We start from the raw sequence: 26123 nt of genomic DNA on the forward strand, positions 1-26123 counted from the left end.
TATAATTTATTTTTCAAAAATTTAACTTATTTTCTATTTTTTACTTGAACACATTAATTTATTCCCTAAAATTTGTTTACTTCTTTTTATTTTTACTTCATAATATTTCATCACTTTTTCTTTAATTAATCTTTTCATATTCCATCCCTCCAGAAATTAATTTTTTATCATAATCTATTATTACATTTTTTTATAACTTATTTTTTATTCCTACAACCTATTTTCAAATTATGCTCCTATTAACTGCCTTTTTTCCAAAATTATATTATCTATTATAAAATCTAGTAATTTTTCTATGTTATAACCATATTCTGCTGAATAATATACTGGTTTTCTTATTGTTACTCCTGTTGCTTCTTTTACCCTATTTTGTATAGATATCGCTTGTTTTTCTAAAAAATCTACTAACACTTGATCTGGTCTATTTGTTTCTTTATTCCAGTGTCTGCCTTTCATTGCCATATCCGCCTGATTAATTACCACTAATATCCTATCTGCCTGTATATTTGGAACTATCACTTCATTTAATAATGTATATGTACTTCCCATATCTCTATTTAATCCTTCCAGTACTACAATTGCCAAATCTACCCAGCCATAGACATTTCCATCCAATGAATAAGTTTTATATAATAAATTTACTAATTTTCTTTTATGAATTTCATCGTTCTTAACACCATCTCCCAATCCTGGAGTATCCCACAATCTAAATACATCATTTAATGAATAAAATTCCAGGCTCATTGTTTCTGGATCTACTCCGTTACCAACTATTGCCACATTTTTTCTAAAAATTGTATTTAATGTTGTTGATTTTCCTGCTCCTGTTACTCCTGTCACCATTACATCCAAAGGCATAAATCTTGCTTTTTCTAATTTTTTTTCTATATCCATTTTTCTATAATCTCTAAAATTTGTCATAAACTATCACACTCCATTTTTATTCTCTTTCTCATTTACAAAAATATTATATCTTTTTCTTCTAACTTATTTTCTTCTACAAATAACTTATTTTAATACTTCATACATTATGTTTAATATACACTTGCTTCACTAATTTTCATTTACAATTTCCCCATTTTTCAATGAATAAAATTTTTGATTGCTTGATCCGAAAAATTTTCCTTGTATTCTCAATTCATGCATATATTTTCCAACTTTTAAATACTTTAATTTTTTCAAAATATTTCTTGAGACATCTTTAAAATCATAGGAGGTATAAAGTGCTATTTCAAAATCTTTTTCATGCATTTCATTAATAAATTCTTCCAAGGCTTCCTTTTGCATTAAAGGTTCTCCACCTGAAATAGTAATTTTTTTTACTGGCAAATTATAAGACATTATTTCATCACACAATTTTTTTACTTCATATTCCCTACCTGTTCGGATGTCTTGGATTTCACTATTATGGCAACCTTTACATTTCACATTACAGCCTTGAAAAAATACTGTTAATCTAATTCCTGGTCCATCTTCATATCTGTTTTTTTGAATTGATGCAATTTTTACTTTCATTTTATACCTCCGATTATGTATTTTTTTCATTATTATTGTAACACTTGTATCTATCTTACTTATCCAAAAAATGTCCTATTTTTTAAATTTCAACTAAAACCATCCTCCAAAAAAACTTCCAATTGCATCACATACACCTTTCACTGCACCTACAACTCCACCAACTGCTCCACCTATTACCGAACCAACTGCCGAACCTACCTCTTCTCCAATTTCTCCAAATATTCCACTAATTGTCCCACCTATATTTGCTCCTGCGTCGCTTCCTTCCATCCTTCCATCCGATATACCTTCTGTCACATTCGCTACACCTTCTGATAACACTTCAACTGCTGCTCCAAAAATAGTTTCTAAAATATCTCTTCTATAATCTTTTAAATCGTCATTATCTTTCTACATTACTTCTTCTTTGTTCAAATTTTGTGCATAAACGTACTCTTTTTTCTTCTGGTGTATATTGCAATATTATAATAATTTTGATAAGTTATATGGTTTTTGTTATAATTCTCCTTCTTCCTTGTATCCTGCACTGTAATAAATTGGTTTCACTTCTATTCCTGTTCCTTCTTTTATTCTTCTTTTTACCGATATCACCTTATTATTCAAAAATTCTTTTAAAATACTTTCAGGACGATTCTCTTGTTCATTCCAATATTTCCCCTTCATTGCTACATCCGCCTGATTTATCGCAACTAATATTCTGTTTTTTTTATTTTTACCTAAATTGGGTATTATTATATTATTTATCAATTCATACGATGTTCCCAAATCTCTACTTCCTCCATCCAGTATCACTAAAACCAAATCAATTAACAAATTACCATTTTCATCTTTTTCATAAAGTTTATCAATCATTTTTTTACTATGTTTATTATCTGCTTCTTTTCCGTCACCTAATCCTCGAGTGTCCCATATTACCAAATTATCCAGTTCATATTTTTCAATTTCCATTGTTTCTGGATCTGCACTTGTTCCTATTCTTGATACTTCCACTCCAAACAATGCGTTTATTGTGCTGCTCTTTCTACATCCTGTTGCACCTGTACCATCAAATTAATTTTTTGTTTCTTCAATTTCAATAAATTTCCCAATAATTTTTCTCTTACTTTTTTATCCATTTTTTTACTCATAATAATGTTTTCAATCTCTTTTAACAAATTTCGTTTCATAATTAATTCCTTCTTTCTATTTTCCAGTAACCTATTTTTTCACTTCAATATCTTATTTTTTAATCCTTTAAACATTCTTTATAATTTTTAATTTTTTTATTACGTTATCTTTAATGATTCTCTACAAGTAAACAGCACTTCCAATCTTTGATACAAGTCAACAATTTCACAAAAAAACTTTTCATCTATATCATCTTCAGTAATAGAAAATTCATATCCATTTTTTAAACTTTTACTTTCTTCATATTTAAAATATATTCCCTTCAAACTAAAGCAAAAAGCTATATAATTTTTATCCTTGCTATTTTTAAACTTTAATGTAAATGTCTCCTGTCTTTCCCAATATAAGTCTTTTTCTAAATAAATCTCCTCAATATCTTCTTCCAGCAAGTTTCTAACATAATTAAATATTCTGAAAAAATCTTTTTCAAAGTGCTCTTTTGTTATTTTTGCAAGATAAACTTCAGAATCTATTCTTCTATTTTTTTTAATACTCTCAGCAATTGAATCCAAATATTCTCTTTTTTTCAAAATTAAATCTTTGCTTAACACGACATTCAACTCCTATAATTTAATTTTTCCCTTCTTATTTACAAAATCATTATATACTTTTTCTCCAACTTACTTTTTTTCGTTATTAACCTATTTTTTTCTCAAAAAAAATCACAGCTAAATAACTGTGATTAAATTTTTAATATTTTTTTATTTTATTGTATAGCAAAACTGCTTTAAAACTGAACTCAAAAGTTATGACTATTTTACTCAAACCCTAAATTTATATAATTTTTAGTAGCTTAATTTTAACTAGGTTTAAGTATATATTTAAAATTTGATATTTTTCAATTTTTCTAACAATCTAGTACTCTCTAAATTCTGTTTTTGTCAGAAAATTATCTTCCTCTTTTTTAAATTCATAAATTGCGATTATTCCTGTTTCTTTTGCCCAGCCTACTATATCAAAAGTTATTCCTGTTTCTCCATTTATTAAAAGAACATCGCCTGGCTCAATGTTTTCTTCTATTATTTTTTTAAATCTTTTAATATTTTTTTCTTTATTGTTATCATTTTCAAGATTTTTCCATTCTTTTTCAGTTTCAGCAGTTAATTTTCTTATTTTCTTAATTTTAAATTTTTTTATCAATTCTGTTTTTTCATCTTCATTTATTATAGATTTAAATATCAAAATTTTCCTATCTTCTTTATTTGCGACTATGTTTACCTCTTTTTTTACTTCAGAAATTATTTTATTTGATAAAGTTTTATTTTTAAACGCTTCTATAAAGACTTTGTTCATTAATATGTTTTGTAGATGTCTTATTTTTTTTATAATCTCTATTTCCGTAATATTTATACTATTATTCTTCACTTCCAAAAAAAGTTTCATCAACATAGATAATTGCTCTTTTTTTAATTTCTGTTCAAAATTTTCCTTCTTATTATCCAGCCAATTTTTTACAACGTTTTTATTTTCTCCTGATTTTTGTACATTAAGTTCTTTAAATAAAAAATCATATATACCATTAGATATTATTCTTCCAATTTCTATAAATTTTCCTTCTTCGGCTAGTTTTTCTAAATAAGTGTATGTTGATTGTGATTGAAGATTTTTAGATTGTAAAATCTTATTTGAATACTCCATTTTAAATATTTCTCTCAATTTTTGTATATTTTTTGAAATTTTTGAAATAATATCTTGCATTTTCGCCTTATTTTCCAATGTATGTGATATGTTATTTCTAATAATTCTAAAGTTTTCAAAAATCTTGCTCAATTCTATTCTATTTTCTATTTCTTTCTCTGATAATTTTTTGTAATTTACTCTATTTTCTTCATTTATTCCATTTATCCATTCCCTCAATTTATCCTTACCTTTATTTATATCCTCAATTCCTAAAATTTTTCCTGCGAAAGTATAAATTGCTTCAACAATATTTACAAAACTCATTGAATATCTTTTTTGATTATAATGCCATTCTGCTAAATTCAGTAACATTTCAAATGTATTTTGCTCTTTTCCAAAATTTTCTGCAAATCTTTCTAAAATATCTGGTAATAGCAACTTAGCAGGTCCATCCAAAGTCTTTATAATTTCTTCTATTTTATTAATTTTTTCAATATTTTCCTTTATATTCCCAATGTAATTCATATTCATAGAATTTGAAAATTCTTCCATGCTATTTTTCAGCTCTTCATTAGTAAGCATATCCAAAAATTCATAACTATTTCCATATTCCTTAAAAGCATTCGCTCCTTTAATCCATTTCATCAGGTCATAAAAAGGTTTCAAATTTATTACTGATGCTACTTTTATTAAATTTCCTTCATCATCTATATCATCATCCATTTCTTCTAACATACCATAAGTTATTGTTTTTATCTTAATATTTTTATCAATAACATCTGTAATATAATTCATTACCAAAAACATCCACATTGCATTCGATCTAAAAGAATGTGTTATATCCAAATAAATTTCATCATTTATATTTAAAGAATTTATTATTTTCATAATTTCTGAAAAATTTTCAAAAATTTCATCTGCATCCATTCCATATTTAGTTACAATAATTTCCACATTTGAAAATTTACTGTTAAACTTATCTGCATCTATTAAATTTACTTCTGTATTTTTATTAGCTTTTTCTGTAATACTTCTTAATTCCTTTTTATATTCCTCATCTATTGTTATTTTATTTTTTTCACAATAATGCACATACAGTTTATCCCACATAGATCCTGCTGTTCCAATATATATAGTTTTATCAATCTCATAATGTTTTTCCAAAACTGCTGTAACAAAATATTCATCTTTGTATATCTTATACGTTTTCAAATCTTCGTTTTTTATTCTATAATTCGCTTTTCTGTAATCTCTTTCATTACTATGAATATCTATCATACCTTTTCCCAATCCCGCTATCAGTATCTTTGCCATCTTTATTTTTCTCCTTTTTCTTTAATATCAATCTTACCCTTTCCTTTATCAGCCATTATTTAAACATTTATTTTTTAATTCATTTACACTTTATCTAAGAATAACCTAAAAAATGCTCAAAGTCAATAGTAACCCACAATTTTCAACTTATTTCCTCTATTTTCAAATGATTAAAAAAAATAACCATTGCATTTTACAATGATTATTAGTATTTTTTATTCCTTATTTTACTGGATATACTACTTTTACATCTATGGTAAAATTGGTGACGAAATTTTAATAACATTGTTTCAATCCTTGTTTTAATGGATATACTACTTTTACGTACTTTTGCGAAAATCCTTTATTTATAAGTGTTACAGAATTTTTTTCAGAGATTAAAATTGAGATTATTTGACTGATTTTTATCATTTTTTGACTCTTTTTTAGCATTTTCCGTAACTCCTAATGTCGATTTTTATTGACTTTGAGTGAATTTTCTTTCCTTTTTTTCATTTCTTGTAGTGGTAGGAATTTTTTTTACAAACTTATTTTATCATATTTTTCTCTTTTTTCAAAATCTTTTTGGATATTGAGACAGAGTAAAAAATATAGGGGCAGTCATTAAATACCACAACAAACTTTTTTGACTGCTTTTTTTAAAATATTTTACTTTGTGATATTTCTTTCAAAACTTCCCTAATCGGACATTCTCCTCCTCTCAAATATGGAATGTTTGTGCTTTTCTCTGCTTCATTAACAATTTCTGGCAAGCATTCCATCTCTATTATCTTTTCTAGTGAACTCGTTCTTTTGTCGCTAAAGTACAATTCATACGCTTTTTCCCTATTTTTTCCATAGTTTGCAAAGAAAGTGTGGTATAACGCTCTTGCCTTTATCTTTCTCAAGCCACCTGTAAAGATTTTTTGATACTTCCTTGTCCTTCTTGGAAATTTCAACTATAGCTTTTACTAGATGAAACTTGTCATAAATGTGTATTGGATTGTAAATCCTAAGCTCCCCTACAAAGCTGTCTATCCATATTCCCCCATCAGAGTTCACAATCAGCTTCTTCTTGTCCATATTGTATCTCTTTTCAAGATAGTTAAGCACATATTCCGACACTTCCTCAAGCGGTACGGATGTAGGAAACATTATTGTGTGTTTGTCAATAAGTTTGTTTCTGTCCCTGCAGATTTCCTCAATTCCACGATGTATTGAAACCAACCTCATATATGTGTTTTTACTTCTTCTGCACTTCATATGGTCTTCATCAATCTCCATATATACTGGCGAATCGTCATCCCTTTCAAATCTTTCAATATCAAGTTTCGGCATTTGAAAAGAATTGACAAGATTATACACAGTAGCCCTTGAAACACCGTAAGTTTTTGCAAGAAATGAAGCCGTGGCATATTGATACTCAAAAAGTATAGTAAAAATCAGCTCCTCAGAAAGCCTTTTGTACCGCTTAAGCCCAATTTTTTCATCAATGTAGTAGTGAATGCCTGTTTTCTTGTCTACATATTTTCGACGTTCAAAAGTGACATGCCCGAAAGCAGTAGTAACAGTTCTTTTAACAAATCCTTTGCTTTTAAATTTATCTTTTCTTTCATCGGAATGAAAAAAGGCACCATCAACTCTTTTGACATAAACTCTAAACAGCGTTTCAAAAGCTTTTGTGACAAACAGCTTAAACTGCTGCTCAAACGGAAGTCTGAAAGAAAAAATATTTTTAAAAAAAGTCTTTACAAGCGAGGAAAAATTTGATATTCTAATCATAGAGGAAACCATCTTTCAATAGGATTTGGCGATTATATTGTAACTGGCTTCCTCTTTTTTGTTAATTTGAAATTTAATTAAATTTATTTGCTCCTATATTTTTTACTCTGTCTTGGATATTTTTTCAAAAAAAATGAGAACCAATAATTAAAGCTCTCATTTTGGTATGTTTCCAAACTTAAATTAAATCATCCGCATTCACGTCTTCATCAAACTTAAAGTCATCATCATGCAAATGCACCACTTCCAACGCCTTTTCATAATTCGTAGATTTTTTAGAGAAAAAATCATGCTGAGTTGTTTCTACGTTTAATCCATTTAGCACAATTGGATTTACATTTTTTACTTCAAATTCTTCTTCAAATCCTAAATTCATCAAGGCTTTATTCGCATTATAACGGATGTATTCCTTCACATTGCCTGTAAGCCCCAAATCACCATAAATTTCATCAGTATATCTTGTTTCATTTTCATATAAATCGTACATCAATTTTTTTAGTTCAGCTCTCATATCAGCTTTTTCCTCTTCGCTGAAAGAATTGTATAATTCCTGGAACAATAATCCTACAAAAACTCCGTGAATCGACTCATCAGCTATGATTTTCTTGATTATATCGCAACTTGCAACCATTTCTCCCTGTCCTGCAAGCCAAAGCGGCAAAAAGAATCCGCTGTAAAACAAATATGTTTCCAAATAAACCGAAGCCGCCAGAGCCATCGCAATATCTCTTTTTGAAGCCTCAGGATTATTCATTTTCTGATAATATGTATCAATTTTATTGGCTTTATACTGCAAGTGCGGATTTTCCTGAACCCATCTGAATGTTTCATTAATCTCTCTTGTAGATGCAACCGTTGTAAATATTGTCGAATAAGACTTTGCGTGAATCGTTTCCATCATACACATATATGAAAGCACCGAACGATTTTGCAGTGACTCAATATGATCAATAATCTTCGGCATCCCCGTATGGCTCTGCAATGTATCTAAAAGTGTCAATCCTCCCAGTACATGCAAATACGCCAATTTCATCGCAGGCTCAAGCGAATTCCAACTATCAATATCCTTCGACGGAATATACTCCGTATCAATCCAAAACTGCTTCAAATTCTGTTCCCAAAACATCTCTACATAATCATTTTCCGGTGTGTTCCAGTTTACTGCCTCATATATTTTTTTCTCCATTTTTTGCCTTCTCCTTTTCTCTAGTTTATTTAATATTGTATAAAATATCCAAAGCCATAAATATTGTTAGATTTAAATTTTAACATATTGATAAATATATCTCATAATTTAAGAATTTAAATATTTTATAATTTCTGTTATAAGCAGACTCATTTCATTATCTAATTCAAAACTAGTTTTAATTATCTTCATGCTCTTCATTAATTCTTTATTTTCAAAATTACTACGAATTCTATTTTTTATATACGAAAAAAATTGTGATGAAATAATTAAATTTCTAATACTCTTAAGTTTATTATTATCTAAGTATTTTTCATAAAGAGGATTGAATATCCAATATAAAATTCGTGTAGCTTCATAACTTACAAATAATCCAGATTTAAACTTGCTTAAATTAAATCTTTCTCTTGTACCATTTAAATCATTAATTAGACAATCCATATTAATTTCATTACTTCCGTTATACTTTTCACTTTTTTTTATTCTATCAAAAGTTTCTTCAATATATTTTTGAGCTGTATCTATCTCATTTGTTTCAGAAATTGTGTGAATAATAGAATTTAAATCATACAATAATTCTAAAGCAAAAATTTCACTTTTTATATCCTTTACATTATCAACCAAAAAATCATAATTTCCATGTGCAACATTATTTCTTATTAAACTATTAAAATAATATTTGAAATATGCTATCGTATCAAAAAACATATTTAAATTCTTTTTAATTCCAAAATCTATTTTTTGAACTAAATCAATATTCATTATTTTATTATAAACTTCAATATCTTGACAATATTCATACATTAAAGAATATTCTAAGAAGTCTTTGAATAATCCTTCAATTTGAATAGGTAAAATATTTATTACTACTTCATAATCTTTATTTTCAATTCCATTTATAATTTTTTCAATTATTTTTTTTCTTTTTGATAAACAAATTGAGTTTGAAATATTATGTTTAATATTTGCTATTGCTGTACTAGAATTTTTTCTCAATATGTTTAAATAATCTTTTTCATTTTTATTATATTTTTCTAGATTTATTGGGTTTAATGGATGATTTTCTATTTTTAAGTTAATTTTTTCAATAATAGTATTATTATATTCTTCATCAGACAACTTTAAATTTCTTCTTCCTATATTTTGAATATTATCATAATACGGAATAAATTTTATATTATAATATATTTTATTTAAAGTACTAATAGGAATTTCCGCTAATAAAAATTCAAATTTCCTTATTATTTGATTATAATATGAAATTCTATAATCAATTTGGTTTTGAGAAAATAAAGAGAGTTCTTTTATTTTTTCATTACTAGAAAAGTTTTTAAAAAAAGTTTCTAGTTCTTTCATATAGAATATTAATAATCCTGATTCTATATTTTCTTGATTTTTGAATAAAACTTCCAATTTTCTTCTTTTTATATAATTTTCTTTAAGTTTCACGACTTCTATATCTTCTAAAATCCCCTTTCTGTTGTATCTAGATTTTTTTAGTTCATTCAATTCTTCTTTTACTTTATCTATTAATTCCTCAATTTTCTTTTTTAATATATCATACTTTTTTAAAATTTCCCCAAATTTTTCATTAACTAGAACATATCTATCAACTAAATTACCAGTTAAATCAAAACAATTATAAATTTCTTCATAATATTCCTCTTTTGTATGAGGGATTTTTCTTGAATTAAAATCATATTTTCTCATTTTTTTTAAAGTTATTTTTATAAGATTGTCATTAGAATTTTCAATTTTTTTATTTATCTTTTTAAATAATAATTTCCCTTTTTTGACATTATTATTCTTTTTAAATAATCCTATTTCAACTTGATCAAAAACTTCATTTTTTATATTATTTATATAATTTTCAATTTCTATAATTTTATTAAATTTTTTAGGATTTATTTTATATAATAAACAAAAATATTTTTCAAAATTTTCAGATTTGTAACCAATCTCAGAAAAAATAATAATCTTTTCTATCAATTTTTCTAATTTATTTTTATTATCTATTAATTGATAATTTTTAAAATAAATATTATCATTTATTATTTCTAGTAAAAAAACTTCATATTTAAAATATTCAAAATTAGTGTTTACAAAATAATTTACAATTTCTCTCAAAAAATCATTTATTTTTTGTAATTCCTTATTTTCTTCATAAGATAAAATGATTGCTTTGTATACAATATGCTGACTTAATGGATTTGTCTGGGAAAATATATAATTATTAAGCTTGTCTATATTTTTTTCATAACTATGAATTATTTTTGACAAAGTCATTATAAATAATTGTATATTAACTCTAAAATTTATAAATTCAAGAATTTCTAATAAAAAATCGAAAGTTTCTATTATTCTAAATTTTAAAATTAAATGCAGTATCATATGAAACTCTTCAATTTCTTCAATTTCTTTTTTTTCTATTATTTTTTTTAATTTTAAAATTAAATAAGATGTAATTTGTGGAATATTATTTTCTATTACATCAAAAGCTTCCTTTGATTCATTAATATTAAAAATTATATCTATTGCTTCATTTATATCCATTTGCACTCCCTTCTCTTATACCGAACATGAAATACACTCCTCAATCGTAGCCTTTCTCGTTCTCGTATAATAAAGCGACTTCAACCCCAGCCTATGTGCATAAATATAAAGTCTAGCCAAATCCCTAGTACTATCTGTACTCTTCGTATACAAAATAGTTGATATTCCTTGATCTACGTGTCTTTGGATTACAGAAATTAGTTTCAAGATATTTTTTTGATTCATATCGTATGCTGACTTATAGAAGAAGTAGTTGTCGTTTGTTAAGTAAGGCATTGGGTAGAATGTTGTACTGTCTCCGTATTCTCTTACTTCGATTGTGTCAACTACTGGCATTACTGAGGCTGTCGAGTTCATTATGTAGGATGTTGACTGGTTTGGGGCGATTGCCATTCGGTAGGCATTGTAGACTCCGTGTTTCATTACTTGCTCTTTTAGGTTTGCCCAGTCTTCTTTTGTTGGGATGCAGATTCCTTCAAATAGCTGTTTTATTTTTTCTGTTTGTGGCACATATTCTTTTGTAATGTATTTGTCAAAGTAGTTTCCGTTGGCGTATTCAGATTTTTCAAAGTCCTTGAAAGTTTCGCCTTTTTCTTTTGCAATTTCCATTGAACGTTCCAATGAATAGAAATTTACCATCATAAAGAATACGTTACAGAAGTCAAGCGCTTCCTTGCTTTCGTACATAATAAAGTTTTTAGCCAAGTATCCATGCAGGTTCATTGCTCCCAGCCCTACTGAGTGCAGTTCGTCGTTTGCTTTTTTTATTGACGGAACAATATCAATGTTTGTCAAGTCTGATACCATTGTAAGTGAATCAATTGCCGCTTTTGTGGCTTCTTTTATTCTTTTGTTTTCCATTACTGTAGCAATATTTAATGAACCTAAATTACATGAAATTCCACGTCTTATCGTGTCTTCTTCATAATACGCATTAATATCTGAAACTTCTGATAATTGCATAATTTCAGTACACAAATTTGAGAACTTAACTGTTCCAATTTCTTTTAATGCGTGTTCCTTATTTGCATTATCTTTAAAGAATAAATAAGGATATCCACTCTCTTTTTGAGTTTGAGAAATTTTTACAAGAAGTTCCCTTGCGTTTATTTTTTTCTTTTTAACATTTGGATTATCAACCAGTTTTTCATACATTTCGTTCATATCCATTTCATCCAGATATTGTCCATATTCTAGGAATACTGTGTGTGGATTAAACGTGTAGCAAACTTCATCTTCTATTGCCAACTGCATAAATTTATTTGGAACGATAACTCCGATTGACAATGATTTTATTCTGATTTTCTCATCTACATTTATCTTTTTACTATCCAAAAATTCATTAATATCAGAATGGAAAACATTCAAATAAACCGCTCCAGCTCCAGCTCTTTGTCCTAACTGATTTGCATACGAAAAAATATCCTCTAAAATCTTCATAATCGGCAAAACTCCAGAAGCTCTTCCTTCCACACCTTTTATCGCTTCTCCTCTTGCTCTGATTTTAGAAAGGTTTATCGAAACTCCTCCACCAATTGAAGACAATTTCATAGACGAATCAAAAATATATCCAATTCCGCTCAAATTATCTCCCATTTCATCAAGAAAACAAGAAACAAGCTCTCCAGAACGTTTTTTTCCAGAATTTAAAAAAGTTGGTGTAGCTGGCTGATATTCTTGATTTATCAACATCAAAGCATACTCTTTTGCCTTTTCAACATTTCCCTGTGCTAAATAAAGCGAAACCGTAGCAATCCTATCTTCATATCTTTCCAAGAATTTCTCCCCAGTGTCATCCATCAAAGCATAACTTTGATAAAATTTCGATGCACTCATAAACGAAGCAAATCTAAACTTCTTATCATAAACCAGCTTAAACACTTCCTTTATCTCATCGTGGCTATACATCTCATAAAAATTAATATAATAATCATTTTTTATCAAATATCTCATCTTTTCCTCAAGATTGTGAAAAAACACCGTATTTTTATTCACATAATCTACAAAATACGAATAAACAGCCTCCTTATCTTTCTCAAGCTGAAAATCCTCCCCTTGTTTTACCATTATTTCGTTATTTAGGTATATCCATTTTTTTGCTCTTTTATCTACCATTATCCTATCTCCTATTTATTTTATTAATTATTTTCCAAATACTTGATATAATTTTCCACTTCCGTACTTGTTCCCGACAGCTCAAATTTCATCAATACTGGAATTCCGTATTTTTGCTGAATTTTATCAGCTGCTAGTGCGAAAAATTGTCCCCAGTTTCTGTTTCCGCTGGAACTTACTGATTTTAATAGTTTACTGTTGTTTTCGTTTTGTAGAAATTCGTCTGTTGTTGTTGGAATTTCTCCGATTTTTGTTGTAAATGTTAGAAAATGTCCTTCATTTTTGATTACCATAGTTGGATTTATTTTTATAAAATGCCAGTCTGGACGTTGGGATTGCATTTTTTTTGTGAAACGGTGGACGTTTCCTGTTTTTGAATCGTAATATATAAACATAGTTTTCACCTTAATTTTTTTTATAAAAATATACTCAAAATTATTTGATTTCAAATAGTTCTTTCCTTAAATAATCTGAGTATATATAAAAAACTGTCTTTGATAGTACAGTTAAAATTTTTAAATTGTATTTTTTTATATCATTGAAATAATTTCGTTAATTTCTTCTGGCTTAAATCCAATTGTTCTTTTTATTTCTTTATTTTCTTCAAATAAAATTACAGTTGGAACACTTCTTACTCTGTATTTTACAGCCATTTCTGGATTGTCGAATGGATTTACTCTTTCATATTCTACACCTTTTTTATCTAATAAGTCTGACACCATTGCACATGGGTTGCAGTCGTTTTTTTCAAATTTTACAATTCTTCTCATTTTATTATTTTCCTCCTAATTTAAAAGTAAAACACAATATCTTGTGTTTTTTGTAATTTTTTTATAGCATATGTAGTGTATCGTATTTTTAAAATTTTTGCAACAATATTATTTTTAATTTTTGATTAAACAAATTATTGGGAATATTTTATATTAATAATTTAAAAAATGCTATAAGTTATCTCAAAGTTTTTATATTTTTAAAATTTATTATTAAAATATGTAGGAAATTGTGTTATAATGTGAAAATGTAGAGAATAATCAAAAAAATTATATAATTTAGAGAAAGGAGATGTGTGAATATTTATATAGATTATTTCTATATTTAGTCATACAGAGATATATGTTATTAGAATTAAGGGAACTTCAAAAGAATACAAAAGAGTATTTAGGAAAAGAAATTGAAATTAATGGTTGGGTAAAAAAAATTAGAAGTCAAAAAAACTTTGGATTTATTGAGTTGAATGATGGAACTTTTTTTACTGGGATTCAAGTTGTGTTTGAAGAAGGATTGGAAAATTTTGAGGAAATTTCTAAACTTACGATTTCGACTTCAGTTAAAGTTACAGGAATTGTAGTAGAATCAGTAGGGAAAGGGCAGGCTTACGAAATTAAAGCAACAAAAATTTCTGTTTATCAAAAAGCTGATTCAGATTATCCGTTGCAAAATAAAAGGCATTCATTTGAATTTTTGAGAACGATTGCACATTTACGTCCTAGAACTAATGCGTTTTTTGCAACTTTTAGAGTACGTTCAATTTTGTCTTATGCAATTCATAAATTTTTTCAAGAAAAAAACTTTGTGTATGTGCAAACACCTATAATTACTGGAAGTGATGCAGAAGGTGCTGGAGAAATGTTTAGACTTACGACGCTTGATATAAACAATATTCCAAAAACTGAAAATGGAAGTATTGATTTTAAACAGGATTTCTTTGGTAAAGAGGCAAATCTTACGGTTAGTGGGCAGTTAAATGTTGAAACTTTTGCAACTGCATTTAAAAATACGTATACTTTTGGGCCTACATTCAGAGCTGAAAAATCGAACACTCCAAAACATGCTGCGGAGTTTTGGATGATGGAGCCTGAAATTGCATTTGCAGACTTGGACGTAAATATGGATGTTATTGAGGAAATGATAAAATACATTGTAAATTATGTAAGGGAAAATGCTAAGGAAGAAATGGAATTTTTTAATAAATTTGTAGACAAGGACTTGTTTAACAGGCTTGATACTTTAGTAAACAATGAATTTGGGAGAATTACTTATACAGAAGCAATTGAAATTTTGAAAAATTCAAAACAGAAATTTGAATATGAAGTGGAATGGGGAATTGATTTACAGACTGAACACGAAAGATATTTGGCAGAAAAACACTTTAAAAAGCCTGTATTTGTAACTGATTATCCAAAAGATATAAAGGCATTTTATATGAAGTTAAATGAAGATGGGAAAACTGTAAGAGCAGTTGACTTATTGGCACCGGGAATTGGAGAAATCGTAGGTGGAAGCCAAAGGGAAGATGATTATGAAATTCTTTTAGGAAAAATCAATGAAATGGGATTAAAAGAGGAAGATTACTGGTGGTACCTAGACTTGAGAAAATATGGAAGTGTGCCACATTCAGGATTTGGGCTTGGATTTGACAGAATGCTTATGTACATTACTGGAATGACAAACATAAGGGATGTGATTCCGTTCCCAAGAACAACTAAAAACTTGGAGTTCTAATTGCCAGGAGGACTAAAATGAAAAGAATGATAATGATGATGGGGATTCTTTTAATTTTTGCGACAGTTGTAAAGGCAAATTATTATATTACTGAAAATACGACGGTAACCAGTCCAGGTGATGCCACTACTGTTGAAGAAGAAAGAATTGCACCAACTGTTGAACCTGATGAAATAACAAGGCAAGCATTTGAACCAGGAAATGCATTAAATAAAAGCAGAAATAAAGAAACAAAAAATATACCAGTTGAACGAAAAACTGTTGATAGTGGAACTATGCCGGCAACACAGACCGAAGACATATCGACGGAAGCAAAATACGATTCATACGCAAATTACGAAAATGCCACGCTTGCCAAAAAAAGCTCATCAGCCACATTCAGAATGGCACAGCTTTATTTTCGTGATGGACTTTATGAAAAAGCAGTAAATTTGGCACTAAAAGATGAAGCACCTGATATTCCTGTAATGTATGTAATTGCAATTGGATCAAGGCTTATGGGGAATAATGAACAGTCAATTGATTATTACAGCAGAATCTTGTCACAAGACAACAATCAGGCTGAAGCAAAACTGGGAATGGGCATTGCCTACAAATCAAAAGGGGATTTTTCAAAAGCATTAGGATATTTGCGGGATTATAATTCTACACATTCTGATGATGAGGTAAAAAAAGAAATCGCAGTATTAAATGAAATATTAGCCGGTTCAAGATAAAAAATAGGGGGGATTATTGTGGAATGGCTTAGATTAAAGGAATATGGGATGAAAAATGCCCATATAAAAAAACTTATGTTAATTTTTCAAGATTTTGAAGAATTATTTTATGAAGAAAATTTTAAATTGTTTAATGATGAATTAAAAAGTCAGCTGGAAGAAGCAATGAAAATTGATATGACAGCAAGGCTAGAGCTTTATGAGCGAAACAGAGTAAGAATAATAAGTGCAAATGATAAGGAATATCCGAAAAAACTGAAGGAAATAAAGGATTTTCCAGTCTTTTTGTATTTAAAAGGAAAAAAGTTAAAAGATTACGATAAAATAAAAATAGACAAAGGCAAAATATCAGTAGATAATAAGCGTAATATCGGAATTGTAGGAACACGGCGAGCAACTAAATTTGGAAAAACAGCCTGTGAAAAAATTGTAAATGAGCTTGTAAATTATGAGGTAACCGTAATTAGCGGACTTGCCGATGGAATAGATACAATTGCACTAAAAACTGCACTGGATAAGGAAATAGAAGTTGTATCAGTAGTAGGCACAGGGCTGGACATAGTTTATCCATACGAAAATCGGGATTTATGGGAAAGAATAGGAGAAGTTGGAACTCTTATAAGCGAATATCCGCTTGGAACACAGCCTACACGCTGGACTTTTCCTAGAAGAAATCGAATTATAGCAGGAATATCAGATGGAGTTCTAGTAGCCGAAAGTTTTAAAAAAGGTGGTGCATTAATCACAGCAGAACTGGCTTTTAGCATGAACCGCGAAGTTTTTGCCGTACCTGGATTCATAAATTATCCATCTTTTGAAGGCTGTAACGATTTAATAAAAAATAATAAAGCAAAATTAGTAACTTGCGGAAATGATATTGCCGAAGAGTTTTTGTGGGATATAAAAAAAGAAAAAAGTAAATTACAAAAACTTACATCAGAAGAACAAATTGTATTTGAAACAATAATGGAAGAAGTAAGTTTTGAGCAAATTCTACAAAATGTGAAAGAAAAAATTGAGAAAAATAAATTGTTTTCAATAATTATGAGTCTAAAAATTAGAGGATTAATTACAGAAACAAATGGGGCAAAGTACATTAGGATAGTATAATTAAAGCAAGGGTATTAATTGCTATACCCTTGGTTCTCTGATTATCTAAGCATTTTTTGAAATAAAATTGAAACTCGCTTTTTAATAAAGGTTATTATTAATTCTTAAACTGTTTATGATTTAAAAGTTTTGAAAAAGCTCACTTTCGCAAATAAAAGTTAAATAACTTTATAAACTGAATTTTATTATAAAAGTTATGGCGAAAGAAACACATAAATGTGTTTAGTCAATTTTATTCCAAAAAAATCACGATATTTTTAGTTTGATTATAAATGATTATGTTAATAGAAAATAAGCAAAATTTCGTTAAAGAAAAAATAACTGTTTGAAATTTTGGAATGAATTTTGAACTATATTTAGTTAATCGTATTTAAAATAACTTTTATTCAAAATCGAGTTTTATTTTTTCTTTATAAGAAAGTTTTGTGTAGAGCGTGGGTGCAGGGAGATGGCGTTTGTTCTCCCTGCTTAAAAACTAAATATGAATAAAATAAGAAAAGTAATTATTAATCAAAATAATTTAAAAATAAATATGTATAAGTAGATAAAAAAAATAAGGAGAAAATAGAGTTGGCTAGAAAGTTAGTTATTGTTGAGTCACCGTCGAAGGCAAAAACTATTGAAAAAATACTTGGTAGAAATTACGAAGTTGTTGCATCTTACGGACATGTGATTGATTTACCAAAAACAAAAATTGGGATAGATGTGGAAAATAATTTTGAGCCTCAATACAAGGTTATAAAAGGGAAAGGTGAGGTTTTAAAGAAATTAAAGGAAAAAGCGAAAAGTGCAAACGCTGTTTACCTGGCATCAGATCAGGATAGGGAAGGGGAAGCGATTGCTTGGCACATTTCTAATTATATTAAGCAGCCTGATAAGGTAAAAAGGATAGAATTTAACGAGATAACAAAGACGGCTGTAAATAATGCGATTAAAAACCCAAGAGATATTAATGATAATCTTGTGAATGCACAGCAGGCGAGAAGATTGCTGGATAGAATTGTGGGGTATAAGATAAGTCCGCTTTTATGGAAAATAATTAATCGCAACGCCAGCGCTGGACGTGTACAGTCAGTTGCATTAAAACTGATTTGTGACTTGGAAGACGAGATAAATGCGTTTGTACCGCAAAAATACTGGGAAGTAAGTGCATTAATTGAAAAAGATATTAATCTTAATTTAGTAAAAATTGCAAATGAAAAAGTGGATAAAATTTTTGATGAAAAGGTTGTAAAAAAATTAAAAAAGGACTTGAAAGATGAGTCTTTGACAATTGAAAAAATTGAAGTTAAGAAGAAATCTCAAAGACCACCGCTTGTATTCAAAACGAGTACACTGCAGCAGCTTGCTTCCTCATATCTTGGTTACGGTGCAAGCAAAACAATGAGAATTGCACAGCAGCTTTATGAAGGGCTTCCAATTGATGGAGAAAATAAAGGACTTATAACTTATATGAGAACAGATTCTACAAGAATTTCTGTTGATGCTTTAAATATGGCAAAGGATTACATTACAAAAAATTATGGTGAAAAATACGTTGGAAAATATGTTGTAAAAAATTCAAAATCAAATGTTCAGGATGCCCACGAAGGAATCCGTCCATCTGACATTAACTTAGTTCCAGACGACATAAAAGTTTATTTAACAAATGAGCAGTATAGACTGTATAAATTAATTTGGGACAGATTTCTGGTTTCACAGTTTGCAGCGATGCAGTATGAGCAGATGCAGATTAACGCTGTGAATGGAGATTACAGTTTTCGTGGGACAATTAACAAAGTAATTTTTGATGGGTATTATAAGATTTTTAAAGACGAAGATGAAATTAAGACTGGGGATTTTCCAGAATTAAAGGAAGGCAATGTTCATCCGATAGACAAATTGAATGTGGAAGAAGGAATAACAAAGCCACCAACAAGATTTTCAGAAGCGACACTTGTAAAAAAACTGGAATCAGAAGGAATTGGACGTCCATCAACTTATGCTTCAATTGTCGAAACACTGAAAACAAGGGAATACGTGGAACTTATTGAAAAACGTTTTTATCCAACTTATTTGGGATACGAAGTAAAAGATGAGCTTGTGAAAAACTTTAAAGACATTATGAATGTGAAGTTTACGGCGAATATGGAAAAAGAACTGGATAAGGTTGAGGAAGGGACAGTTGAATGGGTGCAGCTTTTGAGAGCTTTTTATAATTCGCTTGAAAAGGAGATTAAAAAGTTTGAAAAAGAGATAGAAGAAATGAAAAATCGGAGAGTTGTTTCTGATGTATTAGATTCAGAAGGAAAGCCGATGATTTTAAAAACAGGACTGTATGGTAAATATTTAATAAGTGAGACAAATGAAAAGGAAAAAGTTTCGTTAAAGGGAATCGCTGTGTCGCCTGAAGAACTTAAAAAAGGGGAAATTTTTATAAAAACGGAAGTTGAAAAATTACAAAATAATAAAAAGGGAATTTTGACGGATTATTTTGATGAAAATGGAAACAGATATGTGTTGAAAGTTGGACGATTTGGAGAATATCTTGAAAGTGAAAATTATGAAAAAGATGAAAAAAGAATGTCGCTGCCAGCTGAATTGAAGCAGAAGTATAAAAAAGGCGCAGTAATAGAGCTAGATGGAGTATTACAAATAAATGATGAAATGAAACGGTTACAAGAAATTGACAGAAAAATAATAGAAGAAGCAGGAGTCTGTGAATTTTGCGGAAAACCGTATGAAATAAAAACTGGCAGATTTGGAAAATTTTTGGCTTGTACAGGCTATCCAGAATGTAAAACGATAAAAAATATAAAAACTGGAAAAGTTACGAGGGTGACTGAAAAAGAGGAAAAAGCTAAGAAAACTGTAAAAAAAGCGACGAAAAAAACAGTAACTAAATCAAAATCTACAGCTGCAAAGGCTAAAAAGACAACTGCGACTAAGAAGAAAACGACAACTAAAAAATCAACAGCCAAGAAATCTGAGTAATTTAATAAATCTTAAAAAAATTATTTTATTTATATTATATTTTATTAATTTTATTTGTTTTTTTATTAGGACTAATTTATAAAAAAAAAATAAATATAAAAATATAATTTAACAGTTTAAGATAACTTAAATTTATTATAATTTATATAAATGTAGTTTTATAGATTTTTTATCTTAAAACAAAAAAGTAGAATTGCTGTAAATAATATGTGTTATGATAAATGGAGAAATTTTTATGAATAATAATGACAAAGATGTTGAAAAAGAGAAAGAAAAAGATATCGGAAATAAAAAGAATGTAGAAAATGAAAATCTTGTAATGTATGTAGACAAATTTTTGTATTATGAAGAGGTTATTCTTGGAAAAAGTTTTAATACAATCAGAGGCTATCGGCGGGATTTACTGCAATTTATGGAATATCTGGATGAATATGAGAAAATTCATAATTTTGAGGAAATCGAAATGATGACTTTCAGATCGTTTATTGCATATTTAAATTCTCCAAAAAGATTAATGGAAAATGATAAAAATAAAACTGAAAATTCTGAAAATTTAAAAAGTATTAAAAATCTAAAAAAATGTAAAAAAAAGGCAAAACCAAAACCTGTATCTAGAAGAAGCATAAACAGAAAAATTTCAGCACTTCGGACATTTTTTAAATATCTTCAGGAAATAAACGTAATTGAAACGAACAAAGCGTCTTATATAAGTATGCCGAAATTTGAAAAGGAATTACCAAATGTACTGAATCGGGATGATTTAAACAAATTAAGACATGTCATAAACACAGAAAAAATTACTGGGATTCGGGACAGGCTGATTATTGAGCTGCTGTATTCGAGTGGACTTCGTTCGATAGAACTTATTAATTTAAGTGAATTTATGATTGATATTGAAGAGCGGGAAATTCGGGTTATTGGAAAAGGTGAGAAAGAAAGAGTTACTTTTTTTAGTGAAAATGCGAAAAAATGGCTTATAAAATATATTGATGAAAAGAAGAAGCAGTATGAAAATTATACTAGGGAAGTGCTTATTGTAAACAGTAAAGGGAAGAAATTAACGACACGTTCACTTAGAAGGCTTATTTCAGGACATGTGCATGAGGCTGGGATAGAAAAGGAAATAACGCCACATGTGTTTAGGCATTCATTTGCAATGGAGCTTTTGAACAATGGTGTAGAAATTCAGTATTTACAGGAATTAATGGGGCATAGCAGTATTGCTGCGACACAAGTTTATACTCACGTAAATAAGACTTTTTTGAAGGATATTTATATGAATGCACATTCATTGGCTAAGGAATAATTTTGAAAAATAAAAAAGAATGAAAAATAGGAGGAGATTTTGATTATAAAAAAATGTAGTGGCTGTGGAATTGAGCTGCAGTTTGAGGATAAAAATAAGGAGGGGTATGTACCTGAGGAGAAGTTTATAACGCAGGATAATTTGCTTTGTCAGAGATGTTTTAAAATCAAGAATTATGGGGAAAATCTTGTGAATAATTTTAGTAAGGAAGATTATCTGAAGGAAGTAAATGAAAGTGTGAAAAAATCGGATATAATATTGCCAATTTTTGATATTATTGACTTTGAAGGTTCGTTTACTGAGGAAATTCTGGATTATTTGCGGGATTATAGATCAATAATTCTGATTAATAAAATTGACTTGCTACCTGACTTTATACATCCGACTGAAATTTCAAACTGGGTAAAGGACAGGCTTGCCGAAGAGGACATTGTGCCTGATGATATTGCTTTTATCAGTGCAAAAAATAGATATGGAGTGAATGGAATAATCAGAAAAATTAAAAATATTTTTCAAAATAAAAAGGTGAAGGCTACTGTGCTTGGAGTTTCAAACGTTGGAAAATCGTCAGTTATAAACTTGCTTTTAGGAAATAACAAGATAACAACTTCAAAATATTCTGGAACAACTTTAAAATCAATTAATAACAGGATTCCAAACAGTGAAATTACGATAATTGATACGCCTGGACTTATTCCAGATGGAAGGATTTCTGATTTAATCAGCGTGGAAAATGGGTTAAAACTTGTGCCAGCTGGAGAAATTTCACGAAAAACATTTAAACTTGAAGAAAATCAGGTATTTATGTTTGATGTTTTCTGCAGATTTAAAATATTGGAAAATGAGCTTTTGAAAAGCGGAAGTAAGCCTATTTTTTCCGCATATGCTTCAAAAAGTGTAAAATTCCATGTGGCTCGTGAGGAAAGAGTGGAAACCTTGTTAAGTGGAAGTTTTTTTGAAATTTTAGAAGGAAGTGAGAAAAAGAAATATTTTCAAAATGAATTTGTAACTCACGAAGTGGAAATAGAGGAAAATGAAGAGCTTGTAATTGCAGGGCTGGGATGGATTAATGTTAAAAGAGGACCTTTGAAGATACAGCTGGAAGTTCCTGAAAAAGTGAAAGTAGTTATAAGACCGTCGATTTTTAGAAATAAGAAATAAATTTTTAGGAAGGAGACCATAATTTATATAAATTTTATGGAAAAATAAATGGCTTTTGATAATGAAAATTATTATATGGATAGTAAAAAAAGAATAACTAGAAAAATTATTATGCGTGGGATAACATTTCTTATAGTAACATGTATTGCGATATTTAATGTAGTTATTTTATTTTCAAGAAAAGTGGACAAGTTAATAAGTGCTGATATCCAAGTAGAAACTGTAAAATTACAGAATGCAGTAAAGAAATTTAATGAAAAAACTGGTTCAAATCCGAAATTGGCAGGGCTTGAAGATGAATTGCAAAACGTAAAAAGTGCAGATGGAAAAAACAATTTTGGAACATTCTATGGATCTGATAAAATATATGAAATTCCTGAAAGTATAAAAAATGGAAGGGAAAGAAGTAACAAAATTGTAACGAAAAAGGATGGAAAAGGTGGATGGGTTTACGATGAATTAAAAGGAAAAGTTTCACCGAATATTTAAAATTAAAAAAAATAAAATGGGGGAGTTATAGGAAAAACTCAATTAGAAAGAAGAATTATTAAAAAATGAAATTTTCAAGTTTGGGAAGCGGGAGCAGCGGAAATTCCAGCTATATTGAGATGGGAAATAAGAAATTTCTTATAGATGCAGGATTTAGTGGAAAAAAAATTGTAGAAAAATTAAATAACATTGGAAAAAGAATTGAAGATATAAAAGGAATATTTGTAACTCACGAACATTCTGATCATATTCAGGGACTAGGAGTTATTTCACGAAAATATGATATTCCAATTTATCTTCATGAGGTAACTTATAATGTAATTAAGGATAAAATTGGGAAAATTGACAAAAAAAATCTAAATTTTATAAGAAATGATAAAATTAAAATTGAAAATTGTGTTATAAATAATTTTGAAGTAATGCACGATGCCAAAAAATGTTTAGGATACACTTTTGAATATGAAGGGAAAAAGTTGTCCTATGCAAGCGATGTGGGCTGTGTGAACAATATTATTAAGGAAAATTTGAAAAATAGCGATGTAATCGTGCTTGAAAGCAATTATGACTATAATATGCTGATGGAAGGGCCTTATCACTGGGAACTGAAAAATCGCGTGAAAGGCAGAAATGGGCATCTTTCCAATGCAGAAGCATCAAAATTAATCGCGCAAGTTCTGAATGAAAAATTGAAAAAAATTTATCTAATGCACATAAGCAAGGATAATAACACGCCTGAACTAGCATATAATTCACTTTATGGGATTTTGGAACGTGAAAATAAAAGTCATTTGGAAATTGAAATTATTAATGAAAATGGAACAGAAATTTACAAAATATAAAGTAAAGGAAAAATTATGTGGGATGACCTGAAATTAGAAATTGATATGTGTGCAAAATGTGTTTTGGAAAAAGTACGCATTAAGCCAATAATTGGTGAAGGAAATAAAAATGCGGATATTTTATTCGTTTTAGACAGCGTAAGTGAAGAAGAAGACAATAAACAAAAATTACTTGCTGATAAAAATAGTGAATATTTTAAAAAATTTCTAGAATATTCAAAGATAGATATAGAAAAATGCTATTTTACAACACTTACAAAATGCAGTCCACACGGCAATTTAATTGACGAAGACAGTATTTTAAGATGCCACGAATTTTTAATAGCGCAAATTGCCCTAATTAATCCTAAATATATTGTTACAGTCGGAGAAAGGGCAACAAGATTTTTTTTACAGAATATGATAAAAGAAGATATAAGAAATCTGGTTGGACAAATGTATGACTTTTATGGAGAAATTAAAATTGTTCCAATTTACGATATTTCATATTTATTCAAAGCGACGGATAAGGAAAAATGGAAATTAATAAAAATTTTGGAAAAATTATAAAAGAAGAAAGGAAATAAAAAAAGAATGATAGGAATAGGAATTGTAGGATTACCAAACGTGGGAAAATCAACATTATTTAACGCAATAACAAAAACGCAGAATGCAGAAGCGGCAAATTATCCATTTGCAACAATTGAACCAAATGTGGGGCTTGTAAGTGTTCCTGATTTACGTCTAAAGGATTTGGAAAAAATAGTTAATCCAGAAAGAACAGTTGGAGCGACAGTTGAGTTTGTGGACATTGCAGGACTTGTAAAAGGTGCATCAAAAGGTGAAGGGCTAGGAAACCAGTTTTTGTCAAACATTAGAAATACAGCTGCAATTTGTCAAGTTGTAAGATGTTTTGATGATGATAATATTATTCACGTGGAAGGAAGCGTTGATCCTATAAGAGATATTGAAACAATTAATGCAGAATTGATTTTTGCTGATTTAGACACGGTTGAAAGGGCAATTCAGAAAAATCAGAAGCTGGCTCGTGGAGGAAACGCAGAAGGGAAAGAATTAGTTGCAGTTCTTGAAAGATGTAAAGTTCATCTGGAAGAATTTAAGTTATTAAAAACATTGGAATTTACACAAAGAGAAGAAGAATTAATAAAAGTTTATCAATTTTTGACAGTAAAACCAATGATGTTTGCCGCAAATATTTCGGAAGAAGACTTGACGGCTGGAATTGAAAATGATTACGTAAAAAAAGTGCGTGAATTTGCAAAACAGTATGACAGTGAAGTAGTAACTTTTTCAGCAAAAGTAGAAGCAGAATTAATTGAAATAGAAGATGAAGAAGAAAGACAAATGTTCATTGACGAATTAGGAATAAAAGAACCAAGCCTAAACAGACTAATTAGAGCAGGATTCAAATTGTTAGGATTAATCACATATTTTACAGCTGGAGTAAAAGAAGTAAGAGCATGGACAATAAAACAAGGAACAAATGCCCAAAAATCTGCCAGTGAAATTCACACGGACATTGAAAAAGGATTTATCAGAGCCGAAGTAGTATCTTTCGACAAATTTATCGAATTAAATGGATGGAACGGTGCAAAAGAAAAAGGTGCAATGAGATTGGAAGGGAAAGAGTACATTGTGCAAGATGGGGATGTAATGTTCTTCAGATTTAATGTCTAAATAAATTTTTATTTAATAATCATTGTTGTAAAAAACAGTGATTATTTTTTTAAAATTATTATTGAAATTTGATTAAAAATATTGTATAATGAAATATATATTAATATTTAATTAAT

At 28.7% G+C, this 26123-nt stretch carries 22 protein-coding genes and 1 pseudogene; 10 read left to right on the forward strand and 13 right to left on the reverse strand.

Annotated elements, in window-relative coordinates; all coding sequences use genetic code 11:
• Positions 1-228: 228 nt before the first annotated feature.
• From LEBU_RS05440 to LEBU_RS05490, 13 genes and pseudogenes are all read right to left on the reverse strand, one after another.
• Positions 229-921 carry a GTPase family protein gene (locus LEBU_RS05440; protein ID WP_015769337.1) on the reverse strand — a complete coding sequence of 231 codons (693 nt, stop codon included), beginning with the start codon at positions 919-921 and terminating at the stop codon, positions 229-231.
• A gap of 132 nt (positions 922-1053) precedes the next feature.
• Positions 1054-1515 (reverse strand): 4Fe-4S single cluster domain-containing protein, encoded by a 462-nt coding sequence (locus LEBU_RS05445; RefSeq protein ID WP_015769338.1) that lies wholly within the window; start codon positions 1513-1515, stop codon positions 1054-1056.
• A gap of 93 nt (positions 1516-1608) precedes the next feature.
• Positions 1609-1839: a hypothetical protein gene (locus LEBU_RS12225; protein WP_015769339.1), complete on the reverse strand. Its 231-nt coding sequence runs from the start codon at positions 1837-1839 to the stop codon at positions 1609-1611.
• 174 nt (positions 1840-2013) lie between these two features.
• Positions 2014-2508 carry a GTPase family protein gene (locus LEBU_RS12230; RefSeq protein WP_238974536.1) on the reverse strand — a complete coding sequence of 165 codons (495 nt, stop codon included), beginning with the start codon at positions 2506-2508 and terminating at the stop codon, positions 2014-2016.
• Positions 2509-2522: 14 nt separating this feature from the next.
• Positions 2523-2684: a hypothetical protein gene (locus tag LEBU_RS12235; protein ID WP_238974523.1), complete on the reverse strand. Its 162-nt coding sequence runs from the start codon at positions 2682-2684 to the stop codon at positions 2523-2525.
• A 99-nt stretch (positions 2685-2783) separates the two neighbouring features.
• Positions 2784-3236 (reverse strand): hypothetical protein, encoded by a 453-nt coding sequence (locus tag LEBU_RS05455; protein ID WP_015769340.1) that lies wholly within the window; start codon positions 3234-3236, stop codon positions 2784-2786.
• Between the two features lie 304 nt (positions 3237-3540).
• On the reverse strand, positions 3541-5619 hold the full coding sequence (gene csx2 / locus LEBU_RS05460; protein WP_015769341.1) for a TIGR02221 family CRISPR-associated protein: 2079 nt from the start codon (positions 5617-5619) through the stop codon (positions 3541-3543).
• 638 nt (positions 5620-6257) lie between these two features.
• Positions 6258-7380, reverse strand: a pseudogene (locus LEBU_RS05465) (UPF0236 family transposase-like protein).
• Positions 7381-7558: 178 nt separating this feature from the next.
• Positions 7559-8566 carry a class 1b ribonucleoside-diphosphate reductase subunit beta gene (nrdF, locus tag LEBU_RS05470; protein ID WP_015769345.1) on the reverse strand — a complete coding sequence of 336 codons (1008 nt, stop codon included), beginning with the start codon at positions 8564-8566 and terminating at the stop codon, positions 7559-7561.
• A 108-nt stretch (positions 8567-8674) separates the two neighbouring features.
• On the reverse strand, positions 8675-11119 hold the full coding sequence (locus tag LEBU_RS05475) for a hypothetical protein (RefSeq protein WP_015769346.1): 2445 nt from the start codon (positions 11117-11119) through the stop codon (positions 8675-8677).
• A 15-nt stretch (positions 11120-11134) separates the two neighbouring features.
• On the reverse strand, positions 11135-13234 hold the full coding sequence (gene nrdE, locus LEBU_RS05480) for a class 1b ribonucleoside-diphosphate reductase subunit alpha (RefSeq protein WP_015769347.1): 2100 nt from the start codon (positions 13232-13234) through the stop codon (positions 11135-11137).
• Positions 13235-13257: 23 nt separating this feature from the next.
• Complete coding sequence (gene nrdI / locus LEBU_RS05485; RefSeq protein WP_015769348.1) at positions 13258-13629, reverse strand: class Ib ribonucleoside-diphosphate reductase assembly flavoprotein NrdI; 372 nt, start codon at positions 13627-13629, stop codon at positions 13258-13260.
• A gap of 135 nt (positions 13630-13764) precedes the next feature.
• Positions 13765-14004, reverse strand: coding sequence for a thioredoxin domain-containing protein (locus tag LEBU_RS05490; RefSeq protein WP_015769349.1), 240 nt, complete (start codon positions 14002-14004; stop codon positions 13765-13767).
• 343 nt (positions 14005-14347) lie between these two features.
• Here LEBU_RS05490 and asnS point away from each other — a divergent pair, with 343 nt between their 5' ends.
• The 10 genes from asnS (at position 14348) to ychF (ending at position 26007) form a co-directional block, all read left to right on the forward strand.
• On the forward strand, positions 14348-15736 hold the full coding sequence (gene asnS, locus LEBU_RS05495; RefSeq protein ID WP_041760562.1) for an asparagine--tRNA ligase: 1389 nt from the start codon (positions 14348-14350) through the stop codon (positions 15734-15736).
• Between the two features lie 17 nt (positions 15737-15753).
• A complete protein-coding gene (locus LEBU_RS05500; protein WP_015769351.1) occupies positions 15754-16452 on the forward strand; it encodes a tetratricopeptide repeat protein in 699 nt (232 codons plus the stop codon).
• 18 nt (positions 16453-16470) lie between these two features.
• Positions 16471-17562: a DNA-processing protein DprA gene (gene dprA / locus LEBU_RS05505; protein ID WP_015769352.1), complete on the forward strand. Its 1092-nt coding sequence runs from the start codon at positions 16471-16473 to the stop codon at positions 17560-17562.
• A 570-nt stretch (positions 17563-18132) separates the two neighbouring features.
• Positions 18133-20535 carry a type I DNA topoisomerase gene (gene topA / locus LEBU_RS05510; RefSeq protein ID WP_015769353.1) on the forward strand — a complete coding sequence of 801 codons (2403 nt, stop codon included), beginning with the start codon at positions 18133-18135 and terminating at the stop codon, positions 20533-20535.
• Positions 20536-20770: 235 nt separating this feature from the next.
• Positions 20771-21841: a tyrosine-type recombinase/integrase gene (locus LEBU_RS05515; protein ID WP_015769354.1), complete on the forward strand. Its 1071-nt coding sequence runs from the start codon at positions 20771-20773 to the stop codon at positions 21839-21841.
• A gap of 39 nt (positions 21842-21880) precedes the next feature.
• On the forward strand, positions 21881-23002 hold the full coding sequence (gene yqeH, locus LEBU_RS05520) for a ribosome biogenesis GTPase YqeH (RefSeq protein ID WP_015769355.1): 1122 nt from the start codon (positions 21881-21883) through the stop codon (positions 23000-23002).
• 48 nt (positions 23003-23050) lie between these two features.
• On the forward strand, positions 23051-23491 hold the full coding sequence (locus LEBU_RS05525) for a hypothetical protein (RefSeq protein ID WP_015769356.1): 441 nt from the start codon (positions 23051-23053) through the stop codon (positions 23489-23491).
• Between the two features lie 65 nt (positions 23492-23556).
• Positions 23557-24330 carry an MBL fold metallo-hydrolase gene (locus LEBU_RS05530; RefSeq protein ID WP_015769357.1) on the forward strand — a complete coding sequence of 258 codons (774 nt, stop codon included), beginning with the start codon at positions 23557-23559 and terminating at the stop codon, positions 24328-24330.
• Positions 24331-24345: 15 nt separating this feature from the next.
• Complete coding sequence (locus tag LEBU_RS05535) at positions 24346-24879, forward strand: uracil-DNA glycosylase (protein WP_015769358.1); 534 nt, start codon at positions 24346-24348, stop codon at positions 24877-24879.
• Between the two features lie 24 nt (positions 24880-24903).
• Complete coding sequence (gene ychF / locus LEBU_RS05540; protein ID WP_015769359.1) at positions 24904-26007, forward strand: redox-regulated ATPase YchF; 1104 nt, start codon at positions 24904-24906, stop codon at positions 26005-26007.
• Positions 26008-26123 lie beyond the last annotated feature (116 nt).

Origin of the sequence: Leptotrichia buccalis C-1013-b (assembly GCF_000023905.1) — a bacterium.
Taxonomy (GTDB): domain Bacteria; phylum Fusobacteriota; class Fusobacteriia; order Fusobacteriales; family Leptotrichiaceae; genus Leptotrichia; species Leptotrichia buccalis.

Excerpts from the sequence above, each read along its gene's own strand:
- LEBU_RS05440 (WP_015769337.1), bottom strand. The coding sequence starts at position 921 with ATGACAAATTTTAGAGATTATAGAAAAATGGATATAGAAAAAAAATTA.
- LEBU_RS05445 (WP_015769338.1), bottom strand. The coding sequence starts at position 1,515 with ATGAAAGTAAAAATTGCATCAATTCAAAAAAACAGATATGAAGATGGA.
- LEBU_RS12235 (WP_238974523.1), bottom strand. The coding sequence starts at position 2,684 with ATGAAACGAAATTTGTTAAAAGAGATTGAAAACATTATTATGAGTAAA.
- csx2 (WP_015769341.1), bottom strand. The coding sequence starts at position 5,619 with ATGGCAAAGATACTGATAGCGGGATTGGGAAAAGGTATGATAGATATT.
- nrdF (WP_015769345.1), bottom strand. The coding sequence starts at position 8,566 with ATGGAGAAAAAAATATATGAGGCAGTAAACTGGAACACACCGGAAAAT.
- LEBU_RS05475 (WP_015769346.1), bottom strand. The coding sequence starts at position 11,119 with ATGGATATAAATGAAGCAATAGATATAATTTTTAATATTAATGAATCA.
- nrdE (WP_015769347.1), bottom strand. The coding sequence starts at position 13,234 with ATGGTAGATAAAAGAGCAAAAAAATGGATATACCTAAATAACGAAATA.
- nrdI (WP_015769348.1), bottom strand. The coding sequence starts at position 13,629 with ATGTTTATATATTACGATTCAAAAACAGGAAACGTCCACCGTTTCACA.
- LEBU_RS05490 (WP_015769349.1), bottom strand. The coding sequence starts at position 14,004 with ATGAGAAGAATTGTAAAATTTGAAAAAAACGACTGCAACCCATGTGCA.
- asnS (WP_041760562.1), top strand. The coding sequence starts at position 14,348 with ATGTTATTAGAATTAAGGGAACTTCAAAAGAATACAAAAGAGTATTTA.
- LEBU_RS05500 (WP_015769351.1), top strand. The coding sequence starts at position 15,754 with ATGAAAAGAATGATAATGATGATGGGGATTCTTTTAATTTTTGCGACA.
- LEBU_RS05515 (WP_015769354.1), top strand. The coding sequence starts at position 20,771 with ATGAATAATAATGACAAAGATGTTGAAAAAGAGAAAGAAAAAGATATC.
- LEBU_RS05525 (WP_015769356.1), top strand. The coding sequence starts at position 23,051 with ATGGCTTTTGATAATGAAAATTATTATATGGATAGTAAAAAAAGAATA.
- LEBU_RS05530 (WP_015769357.1), top strand. The coding sequence starts at position 23,557 with ATGAAATTTTCAAGTTTGGGAAGCGGGAGCAGCGGAAATTCCAGCTAT.
- LEBU_RS05535 (WP_015769358.1), top strand. The coding sequence starts at position 24,346 with ATGTGGGATGACCTGAAATTAGAAATTGATATGTGTGCAAAATGTGTT.
- ychF (WP_015769359.1), top strand. The coding sequence starts at position 24,904 with ATGATAGGAATAGGAATTGTAGGATTACCAAACGTGGGAAAATCAACA.